This is a genomic window from Nocardiopsis camelliae, assembly GCF_028993595.1.
Lineage (GTDB): Bacteria > Actinomycetota > Actinomycetes > Streptosporangiales > Streptosporangiaceae > Nocardiopsis > Nocardiopsis dassonvillei.
In genome coordinates this window covers 2,984,563-3,009,341 of record NZ_CP118614.1, presented here as the reverse complement: position 1 = coordinate 3,009,341, position 24,779 = coordinate 2,984,563, and the positions used below count along the sequence as shown (strand labels likewise).

General features: G+C 73.6%; 24 protein-coding genes. 9 read left to right on the top strand and 15 right to left on the bottom strand.

Annotation, left to right across the window (positions count from 1 at the left end):
* Window positions 1–3: 3 nt before the first annotated feature.
* Window positions 4–369 (bottom strand): ArsR/SmtB family transcription factor, encoded by a 366-nt coding sequence (locus PV789_RS13165; RefSeq protein ID WP_212640156.1) that lies wholly within the window; start codon window positions 367–369, stop codon window positions 4–6.
* A 491-nt stretch (window positions 370–860) separates the two neighbouring features.
* Between PV789_RS13165 and PV789_RS13160 the strand changes: the two genes are divergently transcribed.
* The gene (locus tag PV789_RS13160) at window positions 861–1,883 is read left to right on the top strand and encodes a zinc-dependent alcohol dehydrogenase family protein (RefSeq protein WP_274977693.1); all 1,023 of its coding nucleotides are present in this window, start codon (window positions 861–863) and stop codon (window positions 1,881–1,883) included.
* Window positions 1,884–2,028: 145 nt separating this feature from the next.
* Here the strand turns inward: PV789_RS13160 and PV789_RS13155 are convergent, their stop codons facing one another.
* The 5 genes from PV789_RS13155 to PV789_RS13135 form a co-directional block, all read right to left on the bottom strand.
* Window positions 2,029–2,928: a helix-turn-helix transcriptional regulator gene (locus tag PV789_RS13155; RefSeq protein ID WP_274977692.1), complete on the bottom strand. Its 900-nt coding sequence runs from the start codon at window positions 2,926–2,928 to the stop codon at window positions 2,029–2,031.
* An 86-nt stretch (window positions 2,929–3,014) separates the two neighbouring features.
* The gene (locus PV789_RS13150; protein ID WP_274977691.1) at window positions 3,015–3,614 is read right to left on the bottom strand and encodes a DUF7691 family protein; all 600 of its coding nucleotides are present in this window, start codon (window positions 3,612–3,614) and stop codon (window positions 3,015–3,017) included.
* A 120-nt stretch (window positions 3,615–3,734) separates the two neighbouring features.
* Window positions 3,735–4,391, bottom strand: a complete 657-nt coding sequence (locus PV789_RS13145; RefSeq protein WP_274977690.1) for a GyrI-like domain-containing protein — start codon at window positions 4,389–4,391, stop codon at window positions 3,735–3,737.
* Complete coding sequence (locus tag PV789_RS13140) at window positions 4,369–4,908, bottom strand: PadR family transcriptional regulator (RefSeq protein WP_274977689.1); 540 nt, start codon at window positions 4,906–4,908, stop codon at window positions 4,369–4,371. Before PV789_RS13140 ends, PV789_RS13145 begins: the two co-directional genes overlap by 23 nt.
* 179 nt (window positions 4,909–5,087) lie before the next feature.
* On the bottom strand, window positions 5,088–5,393 hold the full coding sequence (locus tag PV789_RS13135) for a hypothetical protein (RefSeq protein WP_274977688.1): 306 nt from the start codon (window positions 5,391–5,393) through the stop codon (window positions 5,088–5,090).
* A 411-nt stretch (window positions 5,394–5,804) separates the two neighbouring features.
* Here PV789_RS13135 and PV789_RS13130 point away from each other — a divergent pair, with 411 nt between their 5' ends.
* A complete protein-coding gene (locus PV789_RS13130; protein WP_274977687.1) occupies window positions 5,805–6,644 on the top strand; it encodes an SDR family oxidoreductase in 840 nt (279 codons plus the stop codon).
* A gap of 32 nt (window positions 6,645–6,676) precedes the next feature.
* Entirely contained in the window at window positions 6,677–7,717 is a 1,041-nt protein-coding gene (locus PV789_RS13125; RefSeq protein WP_274977686.1) for a class I mannose-6-phosphate isomerase, read from the top strand.
* Window positions 7,718–7,802: 85 nt separating this feature from the next.
* Here PV789_RS13125 and PV789_RS13120 read toward each other — a convergent pair whose 3' ends face one another.
* Complete coding sequence (locus PV789_RS13120; protein ID WP_274977685.1) at window positions 7,803–8,399, bottom strand: helix-turn-helix domain-containing protein; 597 nt, start codon at window positions 8,397–8,399, stop codon at window positions 7,803–7,805.
* Between the two features lie 88 nt (window positions 8,400–8,487).
* Between PV789_RS13120 and PV789_RS13115 the strand changes: the two genes are divergently transcribed.
* Together PV789_RS13115 and PV789_RS13110 are read left to right on the top strand one after the other, a co-directional pair.
* Window positions 8,488–9,699, top strand: coding sequence for an MFS transporter (locus tag PV789_RS13115; protein WP_274977684.1), 1,212 nt, complete (start codon window positions 8,488–8,490; stop codon window positions 9,697–9,699).
* 291 nt (window positions 9,700–9,990) lie between these two features.
* The gene (locus PV789_RS13110; protein ID WP_274977683.1) at window positions 9,991–11,457 is read left to right on the top strand and encodes a PepSY-associated TM helix domain-containing protein; all 1,467 of its coding nucleotides are present in this window, start codon (window positions 9,991–9,993) and stop codon (window positions 11,455–11,457) included.
* A 104-nt stretch (window positions 11,458–11,561) separates the two neighbouring features.
* Here PV789_RS13110 and PV789_RS13105 read toward each other — a convergent pair whose 3' ends face one another.
* The 5 genes from PV789_RS13105 to PV789_RS13085 form a co-directional block, all read right to left on the bottom strand.
* The gene (locus PV789_RS13105) at window positions 11,562–12,128 is read right to left on the bottom strand and encodes a copper chaperone PCu(A)C (RefSeq protein WP_274977682.1); all 567 of its coding nucleotides are present in this window, start codon (window positions 12,126–12,128) and stop codon (window positions 11,562–11,564) included.
* Between the two features lie 104 nt (window positions 12,129–12,232).
* Window positions 12,233–13,492 carry a Dyp-type peroxidase gene (locus tag PV789_RS13100; RefSeq protein ID WP_274977681.1) on the bottom strand — a complete coding sequence of 420 codons (1,260 nt, stop codon included), beginning with the start codon at window positions 13,490–13,492 and terminating at the stop codon, window positions 12,233–12,235.
* Window positions 13,489–14,118, bottom strand: coding sequence for an SCO family protein (locus PV789_RS13095; protein ID WP_274977680.1), 630 nt, complete (start codon window positions 14,116–14,118; stop codon window positions 13,489–13,491). The genes PV789_RS13100 and PV789_RS13095 overlap by 4 nt, the downstream gene beginning before the upstream one ends.
* Before the next feature lie 464 nt (window positions 14,119–14,582).
* The gene (locus tag PV789_RS13090; RefSeq protein ID WP_274977679.1) at window positions 14,583–15,176 is read right to left on the bottom strand and encodes a hypothetical protein; all 594 of its coding nucleotides are present in this window, start codon (window positions 15,174–15,176) and stop codon (window positions 14,583–14,585) included.
* 97 nt (window positions 15,177–15,273) lie between these two features.
* On the bottom strand, window positions 15,274–15,624 hold the full coding sequence (locus PV789_RS13085; RefSeq protein ID WP_274977678.1) for a ribosomal protein L7/L12: 351 nt from the start codon (window positions 15,622–15,624) through the stop codon (window positions 15,274–15,276).
* 429 nt (window positions 15,625–16,053) lie between these two features.
* Here PV789_RS13085 and PV789_RS13080 point away from each other — a divergent pair, with 429 nt between their 5' ends.
* On the top strand, window positions 16,054–17,910 hold the full coding sequence (locus PV789_RS13080) for an alkyl/aryl-sulfatase (RefSeq protein WP_274977677.1): 1,857 nt from the start codon (window positions 16,054–16,056) through the stop codon (window positions 17,908–17,910).
* A gap of 67 nt (window positions 17,911–17,977) precedes the next feature.
* Here the strand turns inward: PV789_RS13080 and hemC are convergent, their stop codons facing one another.
* Window positions 17,978–18,910 (bottom strand): hydroxymethylbilane synthase, encoded by a 933-nt coding sequence (gene hemC / locus PV789_RS13075; RefSeq protein ID WP_274977676.1) that lies wholly within the window; start codon window positions 18,908–18,910, stop codon window positions 17,978–17,980.
* Window positions 18,911–19,607: 697 nt separating this feature from the next.
* Here hemC and PV789_RS13070 point away from each other — a divergent pair.
* A complete protein-coding gene (locus PV789_RS13070) occupies window positions 19,608–20,786 on the top strand; it encodes a phosphatidylserine decarboxylase (RefSeq protein WP_274977675.1) in 1,179 nt (392 codons plus the stop codon).
* A 475-nt stretch (window positions 20,787–21,261) separates the two neighbouring features.
* Window positions 21,262–22,404 carry a serine hydrolase domain-containing protein gene (locus tag PV789_RS13065; protein ID WP_274977674.1) on the top strand — a complete coding sequence of 381 codons (1,143 nt, stop codon included), beginning with the start codon at window positions 21,262–21,264 and terminating at the stop codon, window positions 22,402–22,404.
* A gap of 232 nt (window positions 22,405–22,636) precedes the next feature.
* On the opposite strand, the gene PV789_RS13060 is transcribed toward PV789_RS13065, so the two are convergent.
* Together PV789_RS13060 and PV789_RS13055 are read right to left on the bottom strand one after the other, a co-directional pair.
* Window positions 22,637–23,500: a SigB/SigF/SigG family RNA polymerase sigma factor gene (locus PV789_RS13060; RefSeq protein WP_274977673.1), complete on the bottom strand. Its 864-nt coding sequence runs from the start codon at window positions 23,498–23,500 to the stop codon at window positions 22,637–22,639.
* Window positions 23,501–23,853: 353 nt separating this feature from the next.
* Window positions 23,854–24,264: a RidA family protein gene (locus tag PV789_RS13055; RefSeq protein ID WP_274977672.1), complete on the bottom strand. Its 411-nt coding sequence runs from the start codon at window positions 24,262–24,264 to the stop codon at window positions 23,854–23,856.
* Window positions 24,265–24,347: 83 nt separating this feature from the next.
* Between PV789_RS13055 and PV789_RS13050 the strand changes: the two genes are divergently transcribed.
* Window positions 24,348–24,731 carry a winged helix-turn-helix transcriptional regulator gene (locus tag PV789_RS13050; RefSeq protein ID WP_013152803.1) on the top strand — a complete coding sequence of 128 codons (384 nt, stop codon included), beginning with the start codon at window positions 24,348–24,350 and terminating at the stop codon, window positions 24,729–24,731.
* Window positions 24,732–24,779 lie beyond the last annotated feature (48 nt).

Here is a 24,779-nt window from a genome sequence, read left to right as displayed (position 1 = left end):
GGGTCAGCCCTCCCTCACGGCGGGTTCGGGGTCGGGCAGCAGCAGTGCCAGCAGAGCGCGCCCCGCGTCGGTGAGGCGGTACATGACGAGCTTGCCCTCGCGCCGGGAGGAGGCCAGACCGGCGGTGCGGAGCTGGCGCACGTGGTGGGAGACGAGGTTCTGCGAGGCGGAGCAGACCCAGGCCAGGTCGCACACGCACAGTTCGTCGCCGACCGCCAGCGCGCGGGCGACGCGCAGCCGGGTGGGGTCGGCCAGGGCCCGGGCCCGGTCGGCGGCGGACCGGACGTCCCCGTCGGCGGGCACGCGGGCGCGGACGGCCTCGGCCTGGGGCAGGTCGAGGCAGAGGAGTTCACAGGAGTCGGAGGACATACCAACAAACTAACGCTCGTTGATATGTTGGAGCAACAGGGAGTCCCGATCCGACCCGGAGCGCCCCTCCCGGCGGCGCCGGGCACGGGGCGGCGGCCGAGCCGCCGGAGCGCCCCGAGCCCCTCCCCGTCCCCGGCGAGGCCCCCTCGTAGGGCGGCGGGGCCGAGCGCGGCCGGACCCCGGAGCGTCCCCGGCCGCCGCCCCGGAGCCGGGCATGCGGGGACTCGCGTTGGGCACCGGTTCCCCCATGGGTGGCAAACAGTCGTCGGGGGGATGTGACAGGCCCTCCCAGGAGCCGGGTCCGGACGTCTACCGTGGTCGGACGGTGGGTACCCGGGGAGCACCGGGGCCGGAGCGGGCGCCGGGGTCCGAGGGGACGCCGGAGCCAGAGGGGACAGCGAAGCCCGAGGGAGCGCTGGGGCCGGAGGGAACAGCGAAGCCCGAGGGAGCGGCGGGGCCCACCGCACGGCACACGAACACGAGGGGGAACCGTGCGCGGTGTAGTGATGTACCAGCCAGGGGACGTGCGGGTCGAGGAACGCGAGGATCCGAGGATCATCGAGCCCACCGACGCGGTCATCCGGATCTCCGCGACCTGCGTCTGCGGGTCGGACCTGTGGCCCTACCGGGGCGTGGAACCGGCCGACCACCAGGTCATGGGGCACGAGTACGTCGGCGTGGTCGAGGAGACCGGCGCGGACGTGCGCGAGATCGGGGTCGGCGACTTCGTCGTCGGCTCGTTCGTCATCTCCGACAACACCTGCGAGATCTGCCGGGCGGGCTACCAGTCCAGGTGCGTGCACGCCTCCTTCGTGGCCCGGGCGATCGGCACCCAGGCGGAGCGGGCCCGCATCCCGTACGCGGACGGCACCCTGGTCGCCACGCCGGGGCGGCCGGACCCGGAGCTGATCCCCTCGCTGCTGGCCGCGTCCGACGTCCTGGGCACCGGCTGGTTCGCCGCCGACGCCGCCCAGGCGGGCCCGGGCCGGACCGTGGTGGTCGTCGGGGACGGGGCGGTGGGCCTCATGGGGGTGCTGGCCGCCCGCCAGCTCGGCGCGGAGCGCGTCATCGCGATGTCGCGCCACGCGGACCGGCAGGAACTCGCCCGCTTCTACGGGGCCACGGACATCGTCGCCGAGCGCGGCGACGAGGGCGTGGAGAGGGTCCGGGAGCTCACGGGCGGGCTCGGCGCGCACGCGGTGATCGAGGCGGTCGGCACGCAGGAGTCGATGATGCAGGCCATCCGCTCGACCCGCCCCGGGGGCCATGTGGGCTACGTCGGCGTCTCGCACGACGTACAGCTCCCCGGCGACGAGCTCTTCTTCAGCGCCGTGCACCTGCACGGCGGCCCCGCCCCGGTGCGCCGGTTCCTGCCCGACCTGATCCGGCGGATCTGGGACCGCGAGATCGACCCGGGCAGGGTCTTCGACCTGACCCTGCCCCTGGAGGAGGCCGCCGAGGGCTACCGGGCGATGGACGAGCGGCGCGCGGTCAAGACCCTCCTGACGGTGTGACCCCGCCCGGAGGGCCCGGCGCGCCGGTCGGGGTCCGGGCGGACGAATCCGGCCGGACCCCGACCGGTTGAGGAACACGGCGCGCCGGTCGGCCGCTCCCCCGCCGCCGGGGCGGCCGACCGGCCGGAGCAGCCTCAGCGCCCTTTCAGGGCCGGTCGGGCTGGTCCACGCCGGTCTCGGTCCCGCCGCGCCCGCCGTCGGCCTCCGCGCGGGTGGCGGCGAGGGTGCCCAGCAGGGCGAAGGCGTCCGCCGAGGGAGTGCCGGGTTCGACGGTGTAGGTGACGATCCACAACCGCTCCTCACCGGCCGGTTCGAACACGTCGAAGGTGACCTCGACCAGGCCGACGTCGGGGTGGCGGAAGGCCTTGGTGCCGGTGCGGTGGCTGTGGACGTTGTGGCGGGCCCAGTCCCGGGCGAAGACGCCGCTGCGCGCCGACAGCTCCCCGATCAGCGCGGTGAGCTCCCCGTCCAGCGGGTTGCGCCCGGCCTCCAGGCGCATCATCGCGGCGGTGGTGCGCCTGGCCAGGGGCCAGTCGACGTAGTAGTCGCGGGCGCGGGGGTCCAGGAAGATGAACCGCGCCATGTTGGGCGGGCGCCGTTCGGTGTCGAAGTGCGGCGCGTACAGGGCCCGGCCCAGGCGGTTGGCGGCCACCAGGTCCTGGCGGGCGTTGTGCACGACGGCGGGTGTGTCCATCGCGTCCAGCATCCGCTGCACCGAGGGCCGCACGGCCGGGACCGGCGGCTCGGCGGGGCGGGCCCGGGCACCGGAGGCGGCGCGCGCGAGGTCGAACAGGTGGGCGCGCTCGACCTCGTCCAGCATCAGGGCTCGGGAGACCGCCTCCAGCACGCTGTCGGAGGCGCCGCCGATGTTGCCGCGCTCCAGGCGGGTGTAGTAGTCGATGCTCACCCCGGCGAGCATCGCGACCTCCTCGCGGCGCAGCCCGGGCACCCGGCGGTCGTCCCCGTAGGCCGGAATCCCCGCCTGCTCAGGTGTCACACGCGCTCGTCTGGTGACCAGGAACTCGCGCACGGTCTTCTTGTCCATAACACCAGGCTAGGCAGGACCCGCCGGAAAGCGGCAGGCCCTGCCGGAACCCCTCAGACGGAGGTCCGGCGGGGTCCGGCCGCCGGTCAGTGGAAGAAACCGGCCACGCCCCGGCCCGCCGCGGCGGCGGTCCTGCACCAGTCCATGCAGGACTCGGCGGCGTTCAGGACGGAGGGGTCGAGCGCGGCCCTGCCCTCGTCGGTGGCGGCCTCCCACTGTTCGAGGGCCTTGCGGCACTCGGTGAGGCTCCATTCGCCGTAGCCCGGCAGGTCTTCGGGCGCCGGGATCGGCGAGGGGGCGCCGCCGAAGCTGAACTCCTCGACGCCGACCGCGGTCACGCCCAGTGCGTTCAGGCCCGCGTCGACCGTCTCCAGCCACCCGAACCTCATCGGGGAGAAGTCGTTGTTGAACAGGGCGCGGCCGTGGAACTCGCAGATCCACTTGTAGGCGTAGCCGTACACGGTGCCGTGCCGGTCGTCGAAGGGGCCTCCCTCGATGACCGCGCGGATCGCGTCGCGGATGCCGGGGCCGCCCGCGTCGGCGACGTGGGCGAACTGGGCGTCGAAGTGGGCCAGGTGCTGCTTGAACCGGCCGCCGATCATGCGGCGCAGCTTGTCGTCCCCCGACCCGACGGAGCCGTGCAGGACGTCGAGGTCGACCACGTAGGTCGTCAGCGCGTAACTCATGGCGGGACACTATCGGCGGCCGGGGACAACGGGACGTGCACGGGACCCGCCCCGACTGGGAGGAGGGGCCCCGGAACGCGGTGGCGGGCCGCCCCGGGCACCGGGGGCGGGCTGCGCCGCTCACCCGTCCGAGGCGGCGGGCCCGGCCCCGCTCCCGGAGACGGCGGCGACCGGCTGCCGCAGGATGGTGCGCAGCCTGTCCGGCGCGGCCCGGCGGAAGTCGCTCAGGTAGATCTCGTGGTGCCTGCCGACCATGCGCAGCCCGTTGCCGGGGACGAACTCGTGGTGCATCCGCCGGAGCACGTCCGCCTCGTCGTCGAAGGAGCCCACGTGCAGCGTCTGCACGCAGCGGCCCTCGGACAGCGTCTCCATGCGGACGTCGCCGAGGCGCGCGGGGCTGTTCTTCGCGGCGACCTGCTCCACGGCGGCGGTGAACATGTCCTGGTCGGTCCAGTCCGGGACCATGATCATCATCGTCCAGTCCCACCGCGACTTGTCGCGCGCCGCCGTGAAGGCGTCCATGTCCTCGGCCCACCACAGGCCCTCCAGGGGCATGACCACGTAGTCGCGCCCGAGGTCGCGCTTGCTGGCGAACTTGAGTTTGTAGGCCACCGGGTAGAGCGCCTCGACCGCCTCGGTGAAGGCCGGTGAGGTGTTGGGGTCGCCGTGACCGTCGACCATGAGGTAGCTCAGGTCCGGCACGTGCGTGATCCGGAACCGGTCCCGCCGCGCCCGGTAGGCGTCAAGGGTTCTCTTAAAGTCGGTCTTGTCCGTCATCGGGAACCTGGACTCGGCTGGCGAGCCACGACCTTTCCGCCTCCAGGAGGCTCAGTGAGTACGAGAACACCTCGCGCGCCGCGAGCGCGGAGGGCGCCTGCGCCCGCTCGGCCTCCCGGACCGCGGCGATGCGCTCCTCCACCCCGGCCAGCCGGGCGCGCAGCGCGTCGGCGTACTCGCGTCCGGAGAGCAGGGGCAGGTTGGCGACGCCCGCCAGCAGCGGGTGGGCCACCGGCCGGGGCCGCCGGATGAGGTCGAGCGCGCCGTCCCGCGCCGCCCGCCTTCCGGTGTCGGTGGCGTGGAACACCCGGCGCGACTTCGCGGCGGCGGGGGCCTGCGGGACGTGGACCAGGCCCCGCTTCTCCAGTTTGGCGAGCAGGTAGTAGATCGAGGAGAAGCCGATGTCGGTCCACTGGCGGACACCGCGCAGCTCGATGGCCTGTCCCAGGTCGTAGCCGTGTCGGGGGCGCTCGATGACCAGGCCCAGGACGGTGAGTTCGGCGGGTGTCAGCTCCACGCACGCATTCTAGTACTGGAATATAACGCCGGAGAAGCCCCCTCCGAAGGGTTCTCCCCTCCGCGGGGCGCGTGGCGGCCCTCCGGCCGCCGGGGCCCGCCGGGGCCCGCCGGGTGGGGACGGGACCGCGCCCTCCGCGCAACGGGCGCACCCGCGCGGAGGGACGCGGAAGAGCCCCTTCAGCGGCTGTTCGCCTCGCGCACCCAGCGGTGCGTCAGGAGGCGGTCAGCGTGGCGGCGCCTGCGGTTGCCGGCTTTGACGTACTGCTGCCAGTCCGCGGTGCATCCGCGCTTCTGGCACCCGGAACAGCATTCGTGGCCCATCGGCACCGAATCGGGGTGCGCCCACTGGCACCGCGTGTCGGGCGTCGCGCGCGTCGGCTCCGGCGGCAGGTCGCAGGGTCCGTGGCTGTGGTCGTGCAGCGCCACCGCTCCGTGTTCGCGCTGGCGCACCCACAGCGGTTTGGTCTTGTCCGTACGGGACATCTCGTTCCTTCCGGAACCCGCCGCCCTCTCCCGGACCCTCCGGGCGGGCGGCTAGGTCAACATCCCCATCACGACCACCTCCTCGTACGGCGTTCACGGAACGGACCACACACCCTAGGACATCCGGACCCGCGGCGACAGTCCGGTCCCGGAGGCCGGTCCCGGAGACCGGTCCCAGGAAATGCGCTGACCGGCGGTCACGTCCGTGGGCGCACCGCCGGAGCGGGCCGCGGGGAGTTCCGCGGCGATCCGCGCGGTGGCGTCGGAACCGGCGCCGCCGCGGCCCCGGACCCGGTCCCCGGGGAGGCGCCCGGCGCGGGGCCCGGCTTTCACCGGGAACGCCGCGCCCCTCCCCGCCACCGGCGCGCACGGAACGTAGCCTTGTGGTCACTTCGTCTACGGGAGGACCTCGTGCCCCAGCCGTCACAGCAGCAGACCCCGCCCGGCCGCACCGACGCCATGGACCCCAGACCCGACCACGGTGAGGAGTCCTACCGGGGGTCGGGGCGGCTCGACGGGAAGGCCGCCGTCATCACCGGCGCCGACAGCGGCATCGGGCGGGCGGTGGCCATCGCCTTCGCCCGCGAGGGCGCCGACGTGCTCATCGGCTACCTGGACGAGCACGACGACGCGCGGGAGACCGAGCGCTGGGTGCGCGAGGCGGGCCGCAGGGCCGTCCTGTTCCCCGGGGACCTGGCGGACCCGGGCCGGTGCCGCGCCCTCGTCGGGAAGGCGGTGGAGGAGTTCGGCCGGGTGGACGTCCTGGTCAGCAACGCCGCCTTCCAGATGACCCACGAGACGCTGGAGGAGATCCCCGACGAGGAGTGGGACCACACCCTGGCCGTCAACCTCAGCGCGTTCTTCCACCTCGCCAAGGCCGCCGTGCCGCACATGCGGCCGGGCTCCTCGATCATCGCGAGCACGTCGGTCAACTCCGACGCCCCGCCGCCCACCCTGCTGCCCTACAACGCCACCAAGGCGGGCATCGCCAACATGGCCGCCACGCTGGCCCAGATGCTGGCGCCCGAGGGCATCCGGGCCAACTCCGTGGCGCCGGGACCGATCTGGACCCCGCTGATCCCCTCGACCATGCCGCCCGAGCAGGTGGAGGGCTTCGGCTCCCAGGTACCGCTGGGCCGCGCCGGGCAGCCGTCCGAACTGGCTCCGGTGTACGTGATGCTGGCGTCGGACGAGTCCAGCTACGTCTCCGGCGCCCGCATCGCGGTCACCGGCGGCAAGCCGGTCCTGTGACGGGGACGGCCGTGGACTGGTACCCGCTGCGTGTGAGCGCTCCGGCCCGGCAGCTGGTGTTCGGCGGCCACGCCATCGCCCGCCACCTGGGCCGGGAGGGGCTGCCCGACTGGGCGATCGCGGAGACCTGGGAGGTCAGCGACGTCGACGGGAACGGCAGCACGGTGCTCGACGGGCCCCTCGCGGGGCTGTCCCTGCGCGAGCTCGTCGCGCGGTGGCCGGAGGGGTTGGTGGGCGAGGGCTGGTCCGGGGAGGTCTTCCCGGTGCTGACCAAGTTCATCGACGCCTCCGGGACGCTGCCGGTGCACCTGCACGCCGACGACGCCACCGCCCGGCGGTTGGAGGGGCAGCCCAACGGCAAGACCGAGGCCTGGCACATCCTCGACGCGCCTCCCGGCGCCACCGCGCTGTGCGGGGTCAGGAGCGGGGTGACCGGGGAGGAGCTCCGCCGGGCGCTGCTCGACCAGGACTTCGACGCCGTGCTGCGCCGCCTGCCGGTGCGGCCCGGAGAGACGGTCTACGTCCCGGGCGGCACGGTGCACAGTTTCGGCCCCCGGACCCTGGTCTACGAGATCGAGCAGACCTCCGACGTCCAGCAGCACGCGATGCGCTGGGACATGGAGGACGGCTCGCCGGTCCCGGACGAGCGGTGGCGCGCGAACCTGGAGGCGCTGATGGCCCAGGTGCGGCCGGAGCACAGGCCCGACTTCCATCCGGGGCTGAGGATCGGGGTCGGCGACGGCGTGGAGCGGGTGTTCTGCTGCGCCGGGCCGCACTTCGCGCTCGAACGCTGGCACGCGGGCACCGCCGAGCCCCTGCGCCACACGTTCGCCACCGCGCAGGTCCTCACCAACGTCGGGGCGCCCGTGCGGGTGCGCTGCGGCGACTGGCGCGGTGAGTTGGGCCGGGCCCGGACGCTGCTGCTGCCCGCCGCGGTGGGCGGGGTGGAGATCGAGGGCCCGGCCGACGTGCTGTTCGGCTACCTGCCCGACCTGGACCGGGACGTGGTCGCCCCCCTGGCCGCCGCCGGTTACTCCCGCGAGGTCGTCGCCGCCCTGGGCGAGGGCCTGTGAGCCGACGTACGGGCCCGGTCTCCGCCGCCTCGGTGGGGGTCGGGCCTGCCGGTCGGGCAGCGGACCGCTCCCGAGGCGCCGCCCGTCAGCCGCCGGTGCGGGGAACCGTCACCACCCAGAGGAAGTCGACCGCGTCCGAGGCGGCCTCGAACGTGTGCCCGGAGCCGCTCCCGATCCGCGTCGACTCGGCCTCGCCCACCGACAGGTCGCCCGAAGCCGACCGGACACGGAGGCGACCGCGCACCACGTGCGCCATGGAGTCGGGGGCGCCCGCCGCCGGAGCCGCCCGGTAGCCGTCGTCCCCGGCGATGTGCCACTTCCACAGCTCGACCGACACCTGGGGCGTCTCGGTCGCCTTGAGGAGGTAGGCCCAGCTCCCGTTCGGGGTCGACCAGACCTCGATCCCGTCGGGCGAGGGATCCGGGAGGAGTCCGACGAGCGCCGGAAACGTCGTCCCGAGCGCGGCGGCGAGCCGGTCGACGGTCGCGAGGCTGGGGTTGGCCTGGCCGAGTTCGACCTGGGTGAGCATGCGTCGGCTGACCCCGCTGAGCTCGGCGAGCCCCGTGACGCTCAGCCCCGCCTCCGACCGCAGTGAGCGGATGCGCCTGCCCACGAGGACGGCCACCTCGGGTCGTATCCGCTCGGCCACGCGTCCTCGCTCAGCAGTTCCGTCGACGGTCACACCAGTGAGCACTATACTGCCCACCGTCTGCCCTGTTCGGCCCCGGGCCGACCCCCACCGCGTGCGAACGCGAGGATGCGAGGCCCTGATGGCACGGACCCAGGCGAGGCCGCCCGGGCGGGACACCGGCGCGTCGCGCTCCCGGCTCGACGTCGTGCGCTGGCAGGTCGGGTACGGGATGTTCGGCGTGCCCCAGGCCGCCGCCCCCATCGCCTTCGCCCTGCTCGCCCTCCCCATCACCGGCACGGCCGAGTCCGGCGCGGCGCTGGTCTTCGCCATGACGGCCGCGCAGGTGCTCGGCGCCGTCCCCGTGTCCCGTATGGGCCGCCGGTTCAACGGCGTCCACTACCTGCGCGCGCTCATCGCCGTCCGAACGCTCGCGCTCGCCGCCGTCACCGTGCTGGCGGCGGTACAGGCCCCCTTCGGGTTGCTCCTGGTAGCGGTCACCGCGGCGGGGGCCGTCAACGGCGCCGCGTACGGCTACCAGCGGCTCCTGCTCAACCACCTCGTGGAACCGTCCGGGCTCCCCCGCGCGCTGGGCGTGGCCGCGACGCTGAACGAGGTCGGCTTCGCGCTGTCCCCCGCGCTCGCCTCGGTGCTCGGCGCCGTCTCGCCCGTCTGGGCCATGGCGGCGGTCACCGCGCTGGGCGTGGGCCCGCTGCTCCTGATGCCGCGCGTGCCCGGGGCCCGCGGGCCGCAGGGCGGTGAGGCGCCCCGCGTACGGATGCCGATCCCCCGCTCGGTGTTCCTGTGGCTGTTCTGCGCGACCGCGAGCGCGGGGGCGGTCGCGGCCGTCGAGGTCGGAGCGGTCTCCTTCGCGCTGTCCTTCGGACTCGAACCGGGCTGGGCCTTCCTGTTCGCCCTCGTGCTGTGCGCGGGCTCGGTCGCGGGCGGGGTCTGGGTGAGCGTGCGCAACCGCACGCCCGCCCCCTGGCAGGTCGTCGCCTTCCTCGCGGCGACCACCGCGGGCTCCGGGCTGGTCCTGGTCGGCGGCCACCTCTCCCTGACGCTCACCGGCGCGGCCGTCATCGGGCTCTTCCTGCCGATGCTGGGCACGTTCTACTCGCTCGCCCTGGACGGGCTCGCACCGCCGGACCGCCGCGCGGAGATGTTCGCGCTCCTGCGCACCGCGAGTTCGCTCGGCATCATCGCCGTGAGCGGCCTGCTCGCCCTCCTCAGCCTGCGGGCCGCCCTCGTCGGCAGCTTCGCGCTCCTGCTGGTGGCGTCCTCCCTCGCGGTGGCGCACCGCGCGCACTCCCGCCGCGCCCCGGCCCCGCCGACCGCGCGCGACGGAGTGTGAGGCCACCGCCGCCGGAGACGGGGCGACCGGCTTACTCCTTCTGACCCCCTGACGGCGCGGGGCGGCCGTACGCCCCGCGCCGCGCGGACCGGCAGCACGTCCGCCCCCCGGCCACCGGGGGCGCGGCGGCCCGTGCGCGGCTGCCGGGGAAATCGCCCCCGCCGGGAACTCCCCCGCCCTCCGGGACGACCCGAACAGGAGGAAACCATCACGATCGGCGCGCCCCGCACCGGCCGGGGAGCACCGCGGTGCCGTCGGAGCGGTCGCGCCAGCCACGAGGAGAGCGGCCCCATGGGACAGGAAGACAACGCGCCCCCGCAGGACGGGACGCGCGCGGAGCCCGGACGGCGCGGCACCTGGGCGGCGCTGCGGCCCCTGGTGCTGCGCCTGCACTTCTACGCGGGGGTCCTCGTCGCCCCCTTCGTACTGGTCGCCGCCGTGTCGGGACTGCTGTACGTGTGGACGCCCCAGATCGAACAGGCGGTCTACGCCGAACAGCTGCGGGTGGAGCCCTCCGGCGAACCGATCCCGCTCCACGCACAGGTGCGCGTCGCCCGGGAGGAGCTGCCGGACGCCGAACTCGACGCGGTGCGACCGGCCACCGGCGCGGAGGACTCCACCCGGGTGCTGTTCGACGTGCCGGGGCTGGAGGCCAGCCACAGGATGACGGTGTTCGTGGACCCCTACGGCGGCGAGGTGCTCGGGGTGATGGAGACCTACGGCACCAGCGGCGCCCTCCCGGCCCGCACGTGGGTCGACACCCTGCACCGCAGCCTGCACCTGGGCGACGTCGGACGCCTGTACAGCGAGCTGGCGGCGAGCTGGATGTGGGTGGTCGCCCTGGGCGGTGTCGTCCTGTGGGCGGCGCGCAACCGGCGCCCGCGCGCGGGCCTGCGGCGCCTGCTGCTGCCCGGCGCGGGCACCTCCGGGGGGCGGTCCAGGTCGGTCTCCGTGCACGGGGCCACCGGCCTGTGGCTGCTGGTGGGCCTGCTGTTCCTGTCGGCGACGGGGATGACGTGGTCGCAGTACGCCGGAGCCAACATCAGCGACCTGCGCGAGCGGCTGGACTGGAGCACCCCCGCGGTGTCCACGGAGGCGCCGGTGGCCTCGCCCGGGGTGGACGCGGGCGTGGACGCCGTCCTGGCCAGTGCGCGCGAGGCGGGCCTGGACGGCCCCGTCGAGGTGGCCCTGCCCGAGGACCACACCTCCCCCTACGTGGTGAGCCAGATCGACCGGAGCTGGCCGACGCGGGTGGACTCGGCCGCCGTCGCCCCGGACACCGCCGAGGTCACCGACGTGGTCCGCTTCGCCGACTACCCGGTCATGGCCAAGCTGAGCCGGTGGGGGATCGACGCCCACATGGGTGTGCTGTTCGGCGTTCCGAACCAGCTGGTGCTGTCCGCCCTGGTCGCGGGGCTGATCGCCGTCATCGTGCTGGGCTACCGCATGTGGTGGCAGCGGCGCCCCACCCGGTCCCGCGCCCTGGGCGTGGGGCGTCCCTACCCGCGCGGCTCCTTCGCGGCCCTTCCCCCGCTGTCCAAGGTCGCGGCGGTGGCCGCCCTGGCCCTGGTCGGCTGGGCGGTGCCGCTGCTGGGGGCCTCGCTGCTGGTGTTCCTGGCCGTGGACGCCGTCCTCGGGTGGCGGGCCCGGTCACGTGCCTCGGGGGGCTCCGCGCCGGGCGGTCGGGCTCCGGGCACCGGCGGGCAGGCCGGGCCCGGGTCCGCAGGCGCGCCCGCGTCCGGGGCGCGGAACCTGTGACGGGCGGCCACGGGTCCGCCTGACCCGTTGGCCGGGGCCCGGGGCCGGGGGGGGCGGTCGCCGCGCCGGGCGGCCGCCCCCCGGACCGGCACGGAGCGGTGGGCTCAGTGGTGGTGTTCGTGCCCGGAGCCGCTCTCCCCGCTCCGCGCGGTCATCGGCTCCACCGGAACGGTGACCGCCACCTCCTCCTCGCTGGCGAAGGAGAGGTTGACGGTGACCTCGTCCCCGACGACCGGGGCCTCGGGCAGGTCGTTGACCATGACGTGGTAGCCGCCCTCGACCAGGGTGGTAGCTCCCCCGGCCGGAACCGGGATCTCCTCCACGACCCGCATGCGCGCGGACCCGGAGTCGGCGGTCTCGGTGCTGCACAGGTCGGCGTCCTCGGAGGCGTCGGTGGACACCCCCGTGACGGCGTCGTCGGACTTCCCTGAGTTGGACACGCGCAGGTAGACCACCCCCACCTCCGGGTTGGCCGGTTCGGGCATCCAGGCGTCCGACACCAGCAGGTGCCCGGCCTCGGTGCGGCCCCGTTCGCTCGCGGGTGCGGCGGAGGCCGGTTCCCCGGAGCCGCCCTGCCCGCCCCCGCACGCGGTGACGCACAGCAGCACCCCCAGGGCCGCCGGTGCGGCGCGGCGTGCGAGACGTCGCCTGTCAGCCCGTGTACGCGGCATGGTCCTCACTTGCCTCTTCCTCCCCTGCGTCGGGTCGGGCTCCGCTGCCGGGCCCGACCGTGATGTCGTCGCGGGAACCGCTCCGGTTCCCGAACCCCCCGTTCTCACAGCAGGGTGTGCGCCGCATGCGGCTCCCCCTCCCGCAGCGGCGGCACCGCGAACAGGGCGCTGCCCTCGTGCCTGACGTAGGCGCCGAGCGCGTCCCCGCCCTCGTCGAGGTTGCGCTGCACGGCCGTGAACCCGGTGCGCGGATCGGCCTGCCAGGCGGTGAAGAGCAGGCCCGCCTGCCTGCGGCCGTCGGCGTCCCAGCCCAGGTCGTAGCTGAAGCCCCGCCGCAGCATCCGCGCCCCCAGCGTGCTCTCGGGACTGGCGAGCCTGATGTGGGCGTCACGGGCGATGACCGGCTCCCCCGCGCCGTCCCGGGCCGACAGGTCGGGCCGGTCGTGCTCGCGGTCCCCGCCCAGGGGCGCGCCGTCGGACAGGCGGCGTCCGATGACGGCCTCGCGCCGTCGGGTCTGCAGGGCGAACCAGTCGTCCAGCAGCATGCGGATGCGCCGCACGACCAGGTAGGACCCCCCGTCCATCCACGCCAGGGACGGTTCGGTGTGGGAGGCCAGGACCTGGGCGTCGAACAGGGCCTCGTCGGGGCGCGGGTTGACCGTTCCGTCGATCTGGCCCATGAGGTTGCGCGGTGTGGCGGCGGGGTCGGCGGCGGCCGCGGCCGACCGCTGGAAGGCGGACAGGGACCAGCGGACCTTGGCGCGGCCCCGGGCCGCGCGCAGCAGGTGGTCGACCGCGGAGCTGAGGACCAGGGGGTCCTCGGCTCCCACGTGCAGCATGAGATCGCCGCCGCACCAGGCGGGGACCAGGCGGTCGGAGTCGAAGGCGGGCAGGTCCTCCATGTGCGGCGGGCGACGGTCGGCCAGGCCCGCGCGTTCCAGCAGGGAGGGGCCGATCCCGAGGGTGACCCCGAGCGAGGCGGGGTGCAGGCCCTGGGAGGGCGCGCCCTCCCCGAGGGCGGCCGGTCCCCGCTCGTGTAGGGAGCGGGCCTCACGGCTCCAGGTCCCGAGGACCTCGCGGGCGGCCCCGCGCACGTCCGCCGCCTCCCGGGCGTCCACGTCCACGGCCACCACCCGCACGTGCGCGGGCGCGGGCGTCAGCAGCGCGGGAGGGCGTCCCTCCCGCGGACCGCCCCTGGAGCGGGCGGGGTTCAGGGCGAGGGCGTCCCGTTCCTCCGCGACCGCGGCGGCGGAGGCGTACCCGGTCAGCCCTCCGGCGCCGATTCCGGCGATCCCCGCCGCCCCCACGGCGGTGAGCAGGCCGCGCCGGGAGAAGCGGGGCGGCCGGTGCGCGTCCCCCGTCACAGCAGCGCATCCCTGAGCTCGGGCAGGAGTTCGGCGATCTGGTCCGCCTCGGTGCCCTCGTCGAACATGCCCGCCGCTCTGCCGTCGGGGAGCAGGACGACGATCCGGCCCCCGTGGGAGACCAGGTACTCGCCCTCGGTCTCCCGGGGCGCCTCGACCGGGATGCCGTAGTCCGCGGCGGCGTCGACCGTGGCGTCGATGTCCCCGCGCACCCCCTGGAATGCGGGGTCGAAGCGGTCCAGCCACGAGCGCAGCTGTTCGTCGGTGTCGCGCTCGGGGTCGGTGCTGACCATGACGACGTCGTAGTCCCCGGCCTCCTCCCCCGCCTGGTCAAGGGCCAGGTTGATCTCGGCCATGGTCATCGGGCACACGTCCGGACAGCTGGTGTAGCCGAAGAAGAGCAGGGTGAGGCGGTCGTCCGCGACGTCGGCGAAGGTCCAGGGCTCGCCCTCGACCGTGGCCAACCCGACGGTGGAGGCGGCCATCGGCTCGTCGGACAGGTCCAGGAAGTACCCCGTCTCGGCCAGGGTGTCGGCCGGGTCCGCGGCGCAGGAGGTGACCAGGGCCAGGGAGGCCGCCGCGGCCAGCGCACCGCGCGCCGTGCGGGAGAGGGGTGATCGGGTCATCGTGTGTCTCCGTAAGTCGTTGAACGGCCCGGAGGGGCCGGATGTGGCTGGTGTGGCTGGTGTGGTCCTGCGTGGGCGGCGTCGGAGGAGCGGCCGTCCGGCACCTCCGCGGCTTCCCGGCGTGGCGGACCGGGCGGTCTCGCCGGGCACAGGCGCCGGGTCGCGGCGCACGGCACGCGGAACGCGGGAACCCCGCGCCGCGGGCGCGTGGGACCCCGGAGCGCGCGGAAGGCGGCGCGGGGTCCGCCCGGGCTCACCGCGGAAAGCGGATCAGCGCGGTCGCGTCACCGGGGCCCGGGTGTGCCGGTCGGCAGACGCCCTCGGCGGGCGGCGCGAAGCGGCCGGAGCACGGGAGAGGACCGCGGCCGGTGGCGCGGACGGAGGGTCACGGCGCGCACGACGGCTCCGCGCGCCGGGAGCGGGCACGGCGCGGACGGTGCGACGGACGGAATTACGCCGAAGGCTCAGGCGGCGCCGAGCGGGGCGGGCGGGCCCCGCAGGACCCGGGTGTGGCGCAGGTAGGGAAGGAGCGACGGCGGGCGCTCTTCACTCCACCGCCCGGGGCCGCCCGCCCGGACGGGCGGCACGGAGCCCCAGCCCAGGACCAGCAGGAGCGGGAGGAGGGTGAGCGCCATGAAGCGCAGGAACGCGAAGAGCGCGTTCTCCCCCCGGTGCAGCCACCACGCGCTGACCAGCGCGGCCAGCACGTGGACGGCGATCATCTGCCACCCCGACAGGGCGGAGTGGGCGACCGCGTCGGCGGAGTGGGCGCCGTGCGGGGTCCGGCCCCGCCCGGTGTTCTGGGTGTAGCTGAAGGCCACGTGGAGGGCGAGCTGCCCCCACAGCATCCAGCCGACGAGCATCGCCGGGCCGTAGCGGCGTCGGGCGGCGGCCCAGGAGACACCGAGGACGGCCGCGCAGCCCAGCAGGAGGCCTACGAGGGGGACGTCGTGGCCGGAGCCGAGGGCGTGGCCGTGCGCGGACACGCTCGCGCACACCAGGGTGAACACCCCGGCGCGCAACGGACGGCACGGCTGGCTCTCTGACATCTCCCGCATATCGTCTCACCCCCCTCACGCACCGCCGGAGCGGGATGGCCCCGGCCTCGCGGAGGACGGCGCGCGCTGCGGGCACGGCGCGGCGGCGCCGCCGGGTTCAGCGGTCGAGGGCGTCGACGAAGCGGGTGGCCTCGGCCTCGGTCATCCCGGTCTCGCGGGAGACCGTCGTGACGGCGTCGGCCGCACGGTCCTGGGCGAGCAGTTCCCGGGCCCGGTCGGCGAGGCTCTGACCGGGCGCGGGCTCGACCGGGATCCAGTGGCCCTGCTCGACGGCGTCGACGACGTGCTTGGCCTCGGCCAGTCCCGCGCCGGTGCGCTCGCGCACGAGCTTGATCGCCTCGATCTTGCGGTCCGCCCGCACGAGGGCCTGCGCCTCGTCGACCGTGCCCTGGCCGATCGGCCTTCTCATGGGCTCGGGGCCGAGGAGACGTTCGAAGAAACCGGCCATGGTCGGTGCTGCCTTCCCAGGAGTGGGGAACGGGGCGTCCGCCCCGGCCCCGTAGTGTACGGCCGGGCTTGGACGCCCACGCCCCGGGCGGGGCCTGTCCGTTCCGGTGTCAGCCGTCAGCGGCGGCCAGCCGGGGGAGGTGTCGGCGGACCTCGGGGGCGGTGGGCGTGCACGGCACGAGTTCCTCCTCGTCCAGGGCGATCACGACGAGGCCTCCGGCGGCGCCGAGGCGGGGCGGATACCCCCTTTGCCGGTCGCTGGTTCTAGCCAAAGACGCCTACGGGAAGGCTCGCCCCGGTCGGGCCCGTCCACAGCCCGACCGGGCGGCCCGGCGACGACGGGAGCGCGCGCGGCCACGGCCCAGTGCGTCCAGGCCCCGCGCTCCTGACCCCGACCGACCGTTCCGTGCCCAGGAGCCAGGAGGAAGAGTTGACCACGACCGGACCCGAGCGCACCGACACCGCCGACTTCGCCAACGCCGACCGGGGGCTGATCGCCCGGCTCGAACCCGGGCAGATCACCGACGCCGAGGGCCGCGTGGTGTGGGACGCCGACGCCTACGCCTTCCTCGACGGGCCCTGCCCCGACACCGCCAACCCCAGCCTGTGGCGGCAGTCCCGGCTGTGCTCGCGCCAGGGGCTGTACGAGGTCACCGAGGGCGTCTACCAGATCCGCGGGTTCGACCTCTCCAACATGACCCTCGTGGAGGGCGACACCGGCGTCATCGTCATCGACCCCCTGGTGTCGGCGGAGCCCGCCGCGGCCGGGCTGGAGCTGTACCGCAGGCACCGGGGCGACCGCCCGGTCACCGGGGTGGTCTACACCCACTCCCACATCGACCACTTCGGCGGCGTCGGCGGGGTCACCGACGGGAACGTGCCGATCCTGGCACCGGCCGGGTTCATGGAGCACGCGGTGTCGGAGAACGTCTACGCCGGTACCGCGATGGGACGGCGGGGCGTCTTCCACACCGGTGTCCTCCTGCCCAAGGGCCCCGACGGGCAGATCGGCGACGGCCTCGGCCAGAGCACCTCCAGCGGCACGGTGACGCTCCTGGAACCCAACCGGGACATCACCCGCACCGGCCAGGAGGAGGTCGTGGACGGGGTGCGGATGGTCTTCCAGATGACGCCCGGCACCGAGGCGCCCTCGGAGATGAACTTCCACTTCCCCGGGTACCGGGCCCTGTGCATGGCCGAGAACGCCACCCGCAACCTGCACAACCTGCTCACCCTGCGCGGCGCGCTGGTGCGCGACGCCCGGGTCTGGTCGCGCTACCTCAACGAGGCGGTCGAGCTGTTCGGGCGCGACTCCGACGTGGTGTTCGCCTCGCACCACTGGCCGACCTGGGGCGGCGGGGAGGTCGTCCGCTTCCTGTCCCAGCAGCGCGACCTGTACGCCTACCTCCACGACCAGACGCTGCGCATGGTCAACCGCGGCATGGTGGGGTCGGAGATCGCCGAGGAGATCCGGATGCCGCCCGGGCTGGAGCGGGAGTGGCACACCCACGGCTACTACGGTTCGGTCAGCCACAACGTCAAGGCGATCTACCAGCGCTACATGGGCTGGTTCGACGGCAACCCCGCCCACCTGTGGGAGCACCCGCCGGTGGAGGAGGCCAGGCGCTACGTCGACTGTATGGGCGGTGTGGAGGAGGTGGTGGCCAAGGCCGGGAGGTACCGCGACGAGGGGGACCTGCGCTTCGCCGCCACCCTGCTCGACCACGCGGTGTACGCCCGCCCCGACCACACCGGGGCCAGGGAGGCGCTGGCCGGGGTGTACGAGCGACTGGGCCACGGGGCCGAGTGCGGCACCTGGCGCAACTTCTACCTCCAGGGCGCGCGGGAGCTGCGGGGAGCGCCGGGCGCCCAACCGCTCGCCATCGGCGGGGGTATGGCCTCGGCGCTCACCGTGGAACAACTCTTCGACTCCCTGGCCGTCCGGATCGACGGCCCCCGGGCCTGGGACCACCGCTTTACCGTGGACTGGGTGTTCACCGACCTGGACACGAGCCACCGCACCGAACTGTCCAACGGGGCGCTCATCTGCTGGGAGTCCCCCGGCGGCGGTGGCGCCGACCTGACCGTCACGCTCACCAAGCCCGGGTTCCTGGGCCTGGTCGCGGGCGGGGGCTCTGAGGACCTGGACACCTCGGGCGACGCGTCACTGCTCACCACGCTGTTCGGCCTGCTGGAGGAGCCGGACCCGGAGTTCAACATCGTCACGCCCCGGGAGAACCGGGCCGGCGCTCCGCGCCCCCGCCGGGAGGCCGCGGGCGGGGGCTGAACCCGCTCACGCCGGGGTCGGCGCATGTCCTGGGTGCTGCTGGTCAGGCTGCGCACACCGAACCGGCTCACGCCGGGGTCGGCGGCCCGGCGAGCAGGTCGGCGGCACCGCGCTCGCGCAGCTCCCCGGCGACCCCGGCCCCGAGGGCTTCGGGGTCCTCCGGGGAGCCGGTCCGCTCGACCCGTACCGACCGGCGGCCGTCGACCGAGGTGACCTGGCCCAGCAATCGCAGCGACGCGCCCTGGACCACCGCCGTCGCGCCGACAGGCACGTGGCAGCCGCCGTCCAGCGCGGCGAGCAGGGCGCGTTCGGCGCGCACCGCGGTCTCGGTGGCCGCGTCGTGCACGACCGACAGCAGCCCCCGGAGCCAGGCGTCCCCGGCTGCGGTGCGGATCTGCACCCCCAGCGCGCCCTGGGCGGGCGAGGGCGGCCAGACCCAGGGGTCGAGGACCTGGGTGATCTGGTCGGACATCCCCAACCTGCGCAGGCCCGCGGCGGCCAGGAGCAGACCGCCCCACCCCTTCCGGCGCATGTGCCGCAGCCGCGGGGGGACGTTGCCGCGGACCGGTACCGGGCACACGTCGGGACGGGCGCGCAGCAGCTGGCCGACGCGGCGCGGCGCGCTGGTGCCCACACGCGCGCCCTCGGGCAGGGTGTCCAGGGTGGCTCCGCACAGGGCGTCGCGCACGTCGTGGCGCCGGGGTACCACCGCGAGCACCGTGCCGGGTGTGGTCTGGGTGGGCAGGTCCTTGAGGGAGTGGACCGCCACGTCGACCTCCCCTGCCAGCAGGGCGGCCTCCACCCGGGAGGCGAACACCCCGGCACCCGAAGCGGACAGCTCGCCCAGGGCGGTGGTGCGGTCCAGGTCGCCCGCGGTCATGACGGTGTGCTGCGTCCACACCACCTCGGGGTGGGCGGCGCGCAGCCGGTCCAGGAGTTCGGCGACCATGGCCCTGGCCAGGCGGCTGCCGCGCGAGCCCACCCGCACCGTCCGCGTCATCGGCCCCGCCCCGCTCCGGGAGGCGCCGTGTGCTCCGGGGGCAGGCCGCAGCCGCCGCCTCGGCGCGCGAGGGCGCGCACGTCCGCGGTGCCGCGGTCCCGCTCCTGCCGCGGGATGGTCGGCGGTGTGTTCACGCGGGCCCTTCCGTGTCCGGGGACGGTTGAGGCGGGTACGCACGCCATGCAACCACGGACACCGGCGGGCCCGGGGCCGTTTCGCGATTCCCGTTCCGGCGGGACTGGTCGGCAGAGGCGGGGTGGGGCTGGCCGACGCAAGGGGACGCTCCCGCGGCCGGTCGGCACCGGGGCGGCGGGCGCCCCACCCGCGGCGGGTCGTACCGGCGCGTACCGCGCCGACCGGCGCGGAACCCCCCGGCGCGGACAGGCGGTAAATCCGGACGGAACCCAGCCGAAAGCACACGGACAAACCCCTCGCATCGCCGCCCCAAAAAGGAATAGCGATCACCAATCCTGCCGTGGGAAAAGCAGAAAGCCACTCCGTGGTTACGGCCTCGCGCGCCCCGGGAACCCCCGATGGCGCGCATACGCTTCGCGTCGCGGGCGAAGGTCGGCGCTTCGAACGGGGACCGCGCCAGTTCGACCGCTCTCCACATCCGGCGGAAAACGCGTCCGACTGCTGACCGCCGACCACCGCGCCGAAGTCGTGCAAGCCCGGCAGAAACGACAGAGGGGGAGCATTGACACAGGACCAGATCCAGGACATCGAAGAATTCGTCGAACTGATCGAGAGTTGGTACAGGGAGGATTTCGAGGGCTTCGCCACCATGTACGACGCCGCGATCAGGCACGTGAAACCGATCCCCGAGAACGCGCCGGAGGAGGTCCGCTACGACTGGCGCGAAAGGACGATCAACGACCTGTGCGACTTCTTCCGCGAATGGGACCAGTGGCGGCCGGGTGTCTCCAGCGGGCTGAACTACATCGAGAAGTTCAGCTGGATCAACTACGAGAACGACTACGGCATGGTCTTCGTCACCTCCGGCCCCGGATGCCGGATGACCGCCCTCTTCACGGAGTTGCAGGGGCGTTACATGGACTCCGAGGCCTCCCTCGGCCTGGCGGAGGAGTGGATGAGGGAGCTCGGGCGCAGGATGGACGACTACGTCGTCCCGGCCGGCGGCTACAAGAACTTCAACGAGTTCTTCGTCCGTGAGGTCAAACAGGGAAAGCGACCGATCGACGCCCCCGACGACGAATCCGTGGTGGTCGCGCCGGCCGACTGCGTCATCAACATGATCGTCGACGAACTGACCGAGGAGACGCGGATCCCGGTCAAGACGGTCACCATGAACGTCGGACAGCTGCTCGACGGCTCCGACTACGCCAGCAGGTTCGTCGGCGGCACGGCGGTGTCCTGCATCCTGCTGCCCAAGTCGTACCACCGCTACCACTCCCCCGTCAGGGGGCGCGTGCTGGAATCGCGTGACGACGTCGGCGGCGTCTACTACGGAATGCGCAACTTCCCCGAACTGCTCAACAAGGGCAACGTCGGATACGGGTACGACTACAGCATGTTCGAGTACTTCCGCCGGGGTTATCTCGTCATCGCCACGGGCGAGGACGACAACGGTCTGGTCGGAATGGTCCCCGTGGGGCTGAACTCGATCGCCTCCGTCGAGTTCAGGTCGAAATTCGCCAAGGTGACCCCCGGGGAACCCGTCGACGTGGCCAAGGGGGAGGAGATCGGATGTTTCAAGTACGGCGGTTCGCTGAACATCCTCCTGTTCGAGAAGGGTAGGTTCCCCGCGCTCCAACTCCTCCAGGGGCAGCGCATCGGGAACTTCGAAAACCCGGAGACGTCGGCGGCGGTCTTCGCCGGCTCCTGGCGCACGCCCTCCCGGCGCCTCGGGTTCTGAGCGCCCCCGGCCGGGCCCGGCCGTCCTGTGCCCCGCACGGGACGGCCGCGGCTGAGCCGGGAGGTTCGGCCGGGCCGCGTCGGCACGCGGACGGCGCCCGCGCAGGCCGAAGGGCGGTCCGGGCGCGGCGCATCGCCCCCCGTCGCGCACCGCCTCGCGCGTGATCGCCGGGGACGGGCGACCGTAGCGTTCGATTTCCAGCCATTGCAATGCACCGCATGGAGTTCATTGCATTAGATTCCAAACCATTGCAATAATTTCCCGGCTTTTACCTGAGCATACGGGGATTCCGCATGGAATTTCCATTGCCGCAAAAATGAACGCAACGTAGCTTTTCCACCGTCAGAAACATCGAGCCGCGCCAGCGCCGAACGCCCTCAAGGACAACGGCACCACCGAACCCGGTATCCACGCCCCCACGCTGAGGCCCCTCCCCCACTCCCACCGCGTCACCGCTTCGAAGGAGCACACCACCATGTCCCTCGCCCCCACCGAGCAGGACCGTCCGGAACTGCACAAGATCATGCAGGAGACCGTCGACTCCGGCTTCGTCGGAATGCAACTGCGCGTACACGACGAGCGCGGCGAATGGGTCGGCAGCGCCGGGGCGCGCAGGTTGGGCGAGCCGGAGCTGCCGCCGACCGAGGGGCACTTCCGGATCGGCAGCGCCACCAAGAACTTCGTCGCGACCACGGTGCTCATGCTGGTGGCCGAGGGCGGGATCGGACTGGAGGACCGGGTGGCCGACCACCTGCCCGAGTTCGGGCTGGACCGGCGGATCACGGTGCGGATGCTGCTCCAGCACACCAGCGGGGTGTTCAACCACACCGGCGAGGTCCACGAGGACGGAACCTTCGCGCCGGGGATCACCTGGTCGGGCCGGGAGTGGGTGGAGGACCGGTTCCGGACCTACCCGCCGGAGGAGCTGGTGCGGCTGGCCCTGTCCGAGCCGTCCCGGTTCGAGCCGGGGACGGGCTGGAGCTACGCCAACACCAACTACGTGCTGGCCCGGCTGCTGGTCGAGCGGGTCACCGGCCGCTCGCTCGCCGAGGAGACGCAGCGGCTGATCCTGGGCCCGCTCGGGCTGACGGGCACCGTGGTGCCGACCACCCAGACGGAGGTCCCCGAGCCGCACGCCCACGCCTACTACCGGTACGAGGAGGAGGGCCGGGAGAGGACGGTCGACGTCACCCGGCAGAACCCCTCCTGGATCTCCAGCGGCGGTGACATGGTCTCGACCACCCGGGACCTGCACACGTACTTCTCCGCGCTGATGGGCGGCAGGCTCCTGCCGCCCGAGCTGCTGGCGCAGATGCGCACTCCGGAGGAGAAGGTCGGCTACGGCCTGGGGGTGTTCGTCCAGGAGACCGACGGCCGGACCCTCTTCCACCACAACGGCGGCATCGCGGGCTCGGCGTCGCTGATGTACGCCACGGCCGACGGCGGCAGCACCCTGACCGCCTCACTGACCTACGTGGACGACGCCGGGCTGTCCCTGGCGCAGACGTTCCAGGAGACGACGCGGCGGCTCGTCGGGGAGGTGTTCGGCGGCGGGCGGACCGAGGCGGAGGACGAGGAGGCCGAGCAGGACGCCGGGGCGGAGCAGCCGACGGGCTGAGCACCTCGGAGCCGCGACCGCTGAGGACGGACTCCCGCTCCGTCCGGACGGCCACGTCGCCCGGGCGGCGGCGATCGACGGACCTGCCTCCGGAGCCGCGCCCGCGCGGGCCGCTCGAATGCCTCACGGGTTTCCTGGTCCCGCCGCACCCGCCGCAGGGCCGACCGGAGCGGGACGGCCCGCTTTCCGGAGGGCGGCCCCCGTGGCGCCCTCCGGAAAGCGCTCGGGGTCCTCAGCCCCGGGCGGGTCCGCGCTCGCCCACGTCCTCGCGCAGCTGCTCCAGGGTGTTCTTCAGCAGCCGGGAGACGTGCATCTGGGAGTAGCCCATGCGGTCGGCGATCTCGGTCTGGGTGTGGTCGCCGAAGAAGCGCAGCTTGAGGATCTCGCGCTCGCGCTCGGGCAGGCGGGCCAGGGCGGGCTTGAGCGACTCGCGCTGCACGACCCGCTCCAGGCCCTCGTCCTCGCTGCCCAGGTGGTCCTCCAGCCGGGAGCCCTCCTGGCCGTCGGAGTCGGAGGAGTCGGGGGCGTCCAGCGAGAGGGAGCGGTAGGACTCCGAGGCCTGGACGAGCTCGACGACCTCCTCCTCGTCCAGCCCCATCTCCTTGGCGATCTCGGCGTTGGTGGGGACGCGCGCGTGGGTCTGCTGGAAGGTGTTGAGCACCTGGCGCAGCTTGATCCGGTTCTCCTGGTGGCGCCTGGGGACGCGGATCGCCCAGGTGTGGTCGCGGAAGTGCCGCTTGATCTCACCGGTGACCGTGGGCATGAGGTAGGAGATGAAGGGCTTGCCGCGATCGGGCTGGTAGCCGTGGATGGCCTTGACCAAGCCGACCATGGCGGTCTGCTTGAGGTCCTCCAGCGGTTCGCCCCGGCCGTTGTAGCGGCGGGCGAGCTTGTTGACCAGCGGCTGGTAGCGGACCACGACCTGCTCGCGCAGTCTGACCGCGCGCGGGTCGTCGCCGTCCAGGCGCTGGAGTTCGGCGAGGAGTTCCTCGACCGGGATCTCCTCCCCCGGGGAGGACGCGCGCGTCCTGGGGATGAGAGTCGTGTGGTCGGTGTCGGTCTGCGACACGGTGTTCTTGTTCAACGTGGTGGACAAGAGGAAACCCCCGGTGCTCTGGTCCTGTGTGCTCCTGCTCTGTCTGCCTCGGCAGACACCGGTGCGCTGACCCGCCGGCGACCGCGGTTCGGGTGCCGCGGCCCGGCGGGCGGCACCGGTGCGACCACTACCGTTCCCTTAGAAACAGCTTCAAAAGCCGCAGAGCGGATTTTTTGTTGTCGCACGACAAATATCTACGTCAGAGCGCCTCCACCAGCCCGAACAAGGCGGGCGCGAGGCCGCCGCGCCCGTGGGCCGCGCCCCCGCGTCCACGAACCGGCGGCCGCCCCCTTCCTACCCGACGCACGGGGAGGGCGTCACGTCCTCCGCCCGCCGCGGCCGGTGAACCGCCGTCAGTCGAGGACGGCCGTCGCCTCGACCTCGACGAGCACGTCGGGTTCGAAGAGGTAGTCCACGCCGATGAGCGACGAGGGCGGCAGCGGCGTCGGGAGGCCGACCTCCTCGGCGACCTCGGCGACCCCCGCCATGAAGGCGTCGATCTTGCCGGGCTCCCACGCCGTGACGTAGAAGGTCAGCCGCAGGACGTCGTCGAACGTCGCTCCCGCCCAGGCCAAGCCGACCGCGGTGTTGCGCAGCACCTGGGCCACCTGCCCGGCGAGGTCGCCCGGGGCCACCGGGGTCGCGTCGGCGCGGCGGGCGACCTGTCCGCTGACGTGCACGTGGCGCGTACCGGTGCCGACCGCGACGTGGTGGTACGGGGTGGGCTGCATCATGCCCTCGGGGGTGAAACGCTGAACGGCCATTGCCTGTGTCCTCGCTACTGGTGCCGACTTGGTCTAATGTTGATACCTGGTATCAGAAAGAAACTGCAACGAAACCAGGTGTCATGACGGATACCGGGCAGGCAGCCCACGACGACATCGGGATCACCGCGCCGCACCGCGAGCTCCTCAACCAGATCCTGGACAAGTGGTCCATGGAGGTGCTCAACGTGCTCTGCGAGCGCCCCTCGCGCTTCAACGAACTGCGCCGCGCGATCCCCTCGGTGACCCAGAAGTCGCTCACCGCGACCCTGCGCCGCCTCGAACGCAACGGCATCGTGCACCGCGCGGTGGTCGGCTCGCGGCCGGTCGCCGTCGAGTACCGGATCACCCCGCTGGGCAAGACCCTCCGGCACCCGGTGGACGTGCTGCTCGACTGGATCTCGGCGCACACGCCCGAGATCGAGCGGGCACGCGAGCGCTTCGACCTCGAACAGGACGGCGGTTGACGCCCGGGGCGGCCGGAGCCCCGGTCGGGTCCTGTGCCGGGCCCGGAA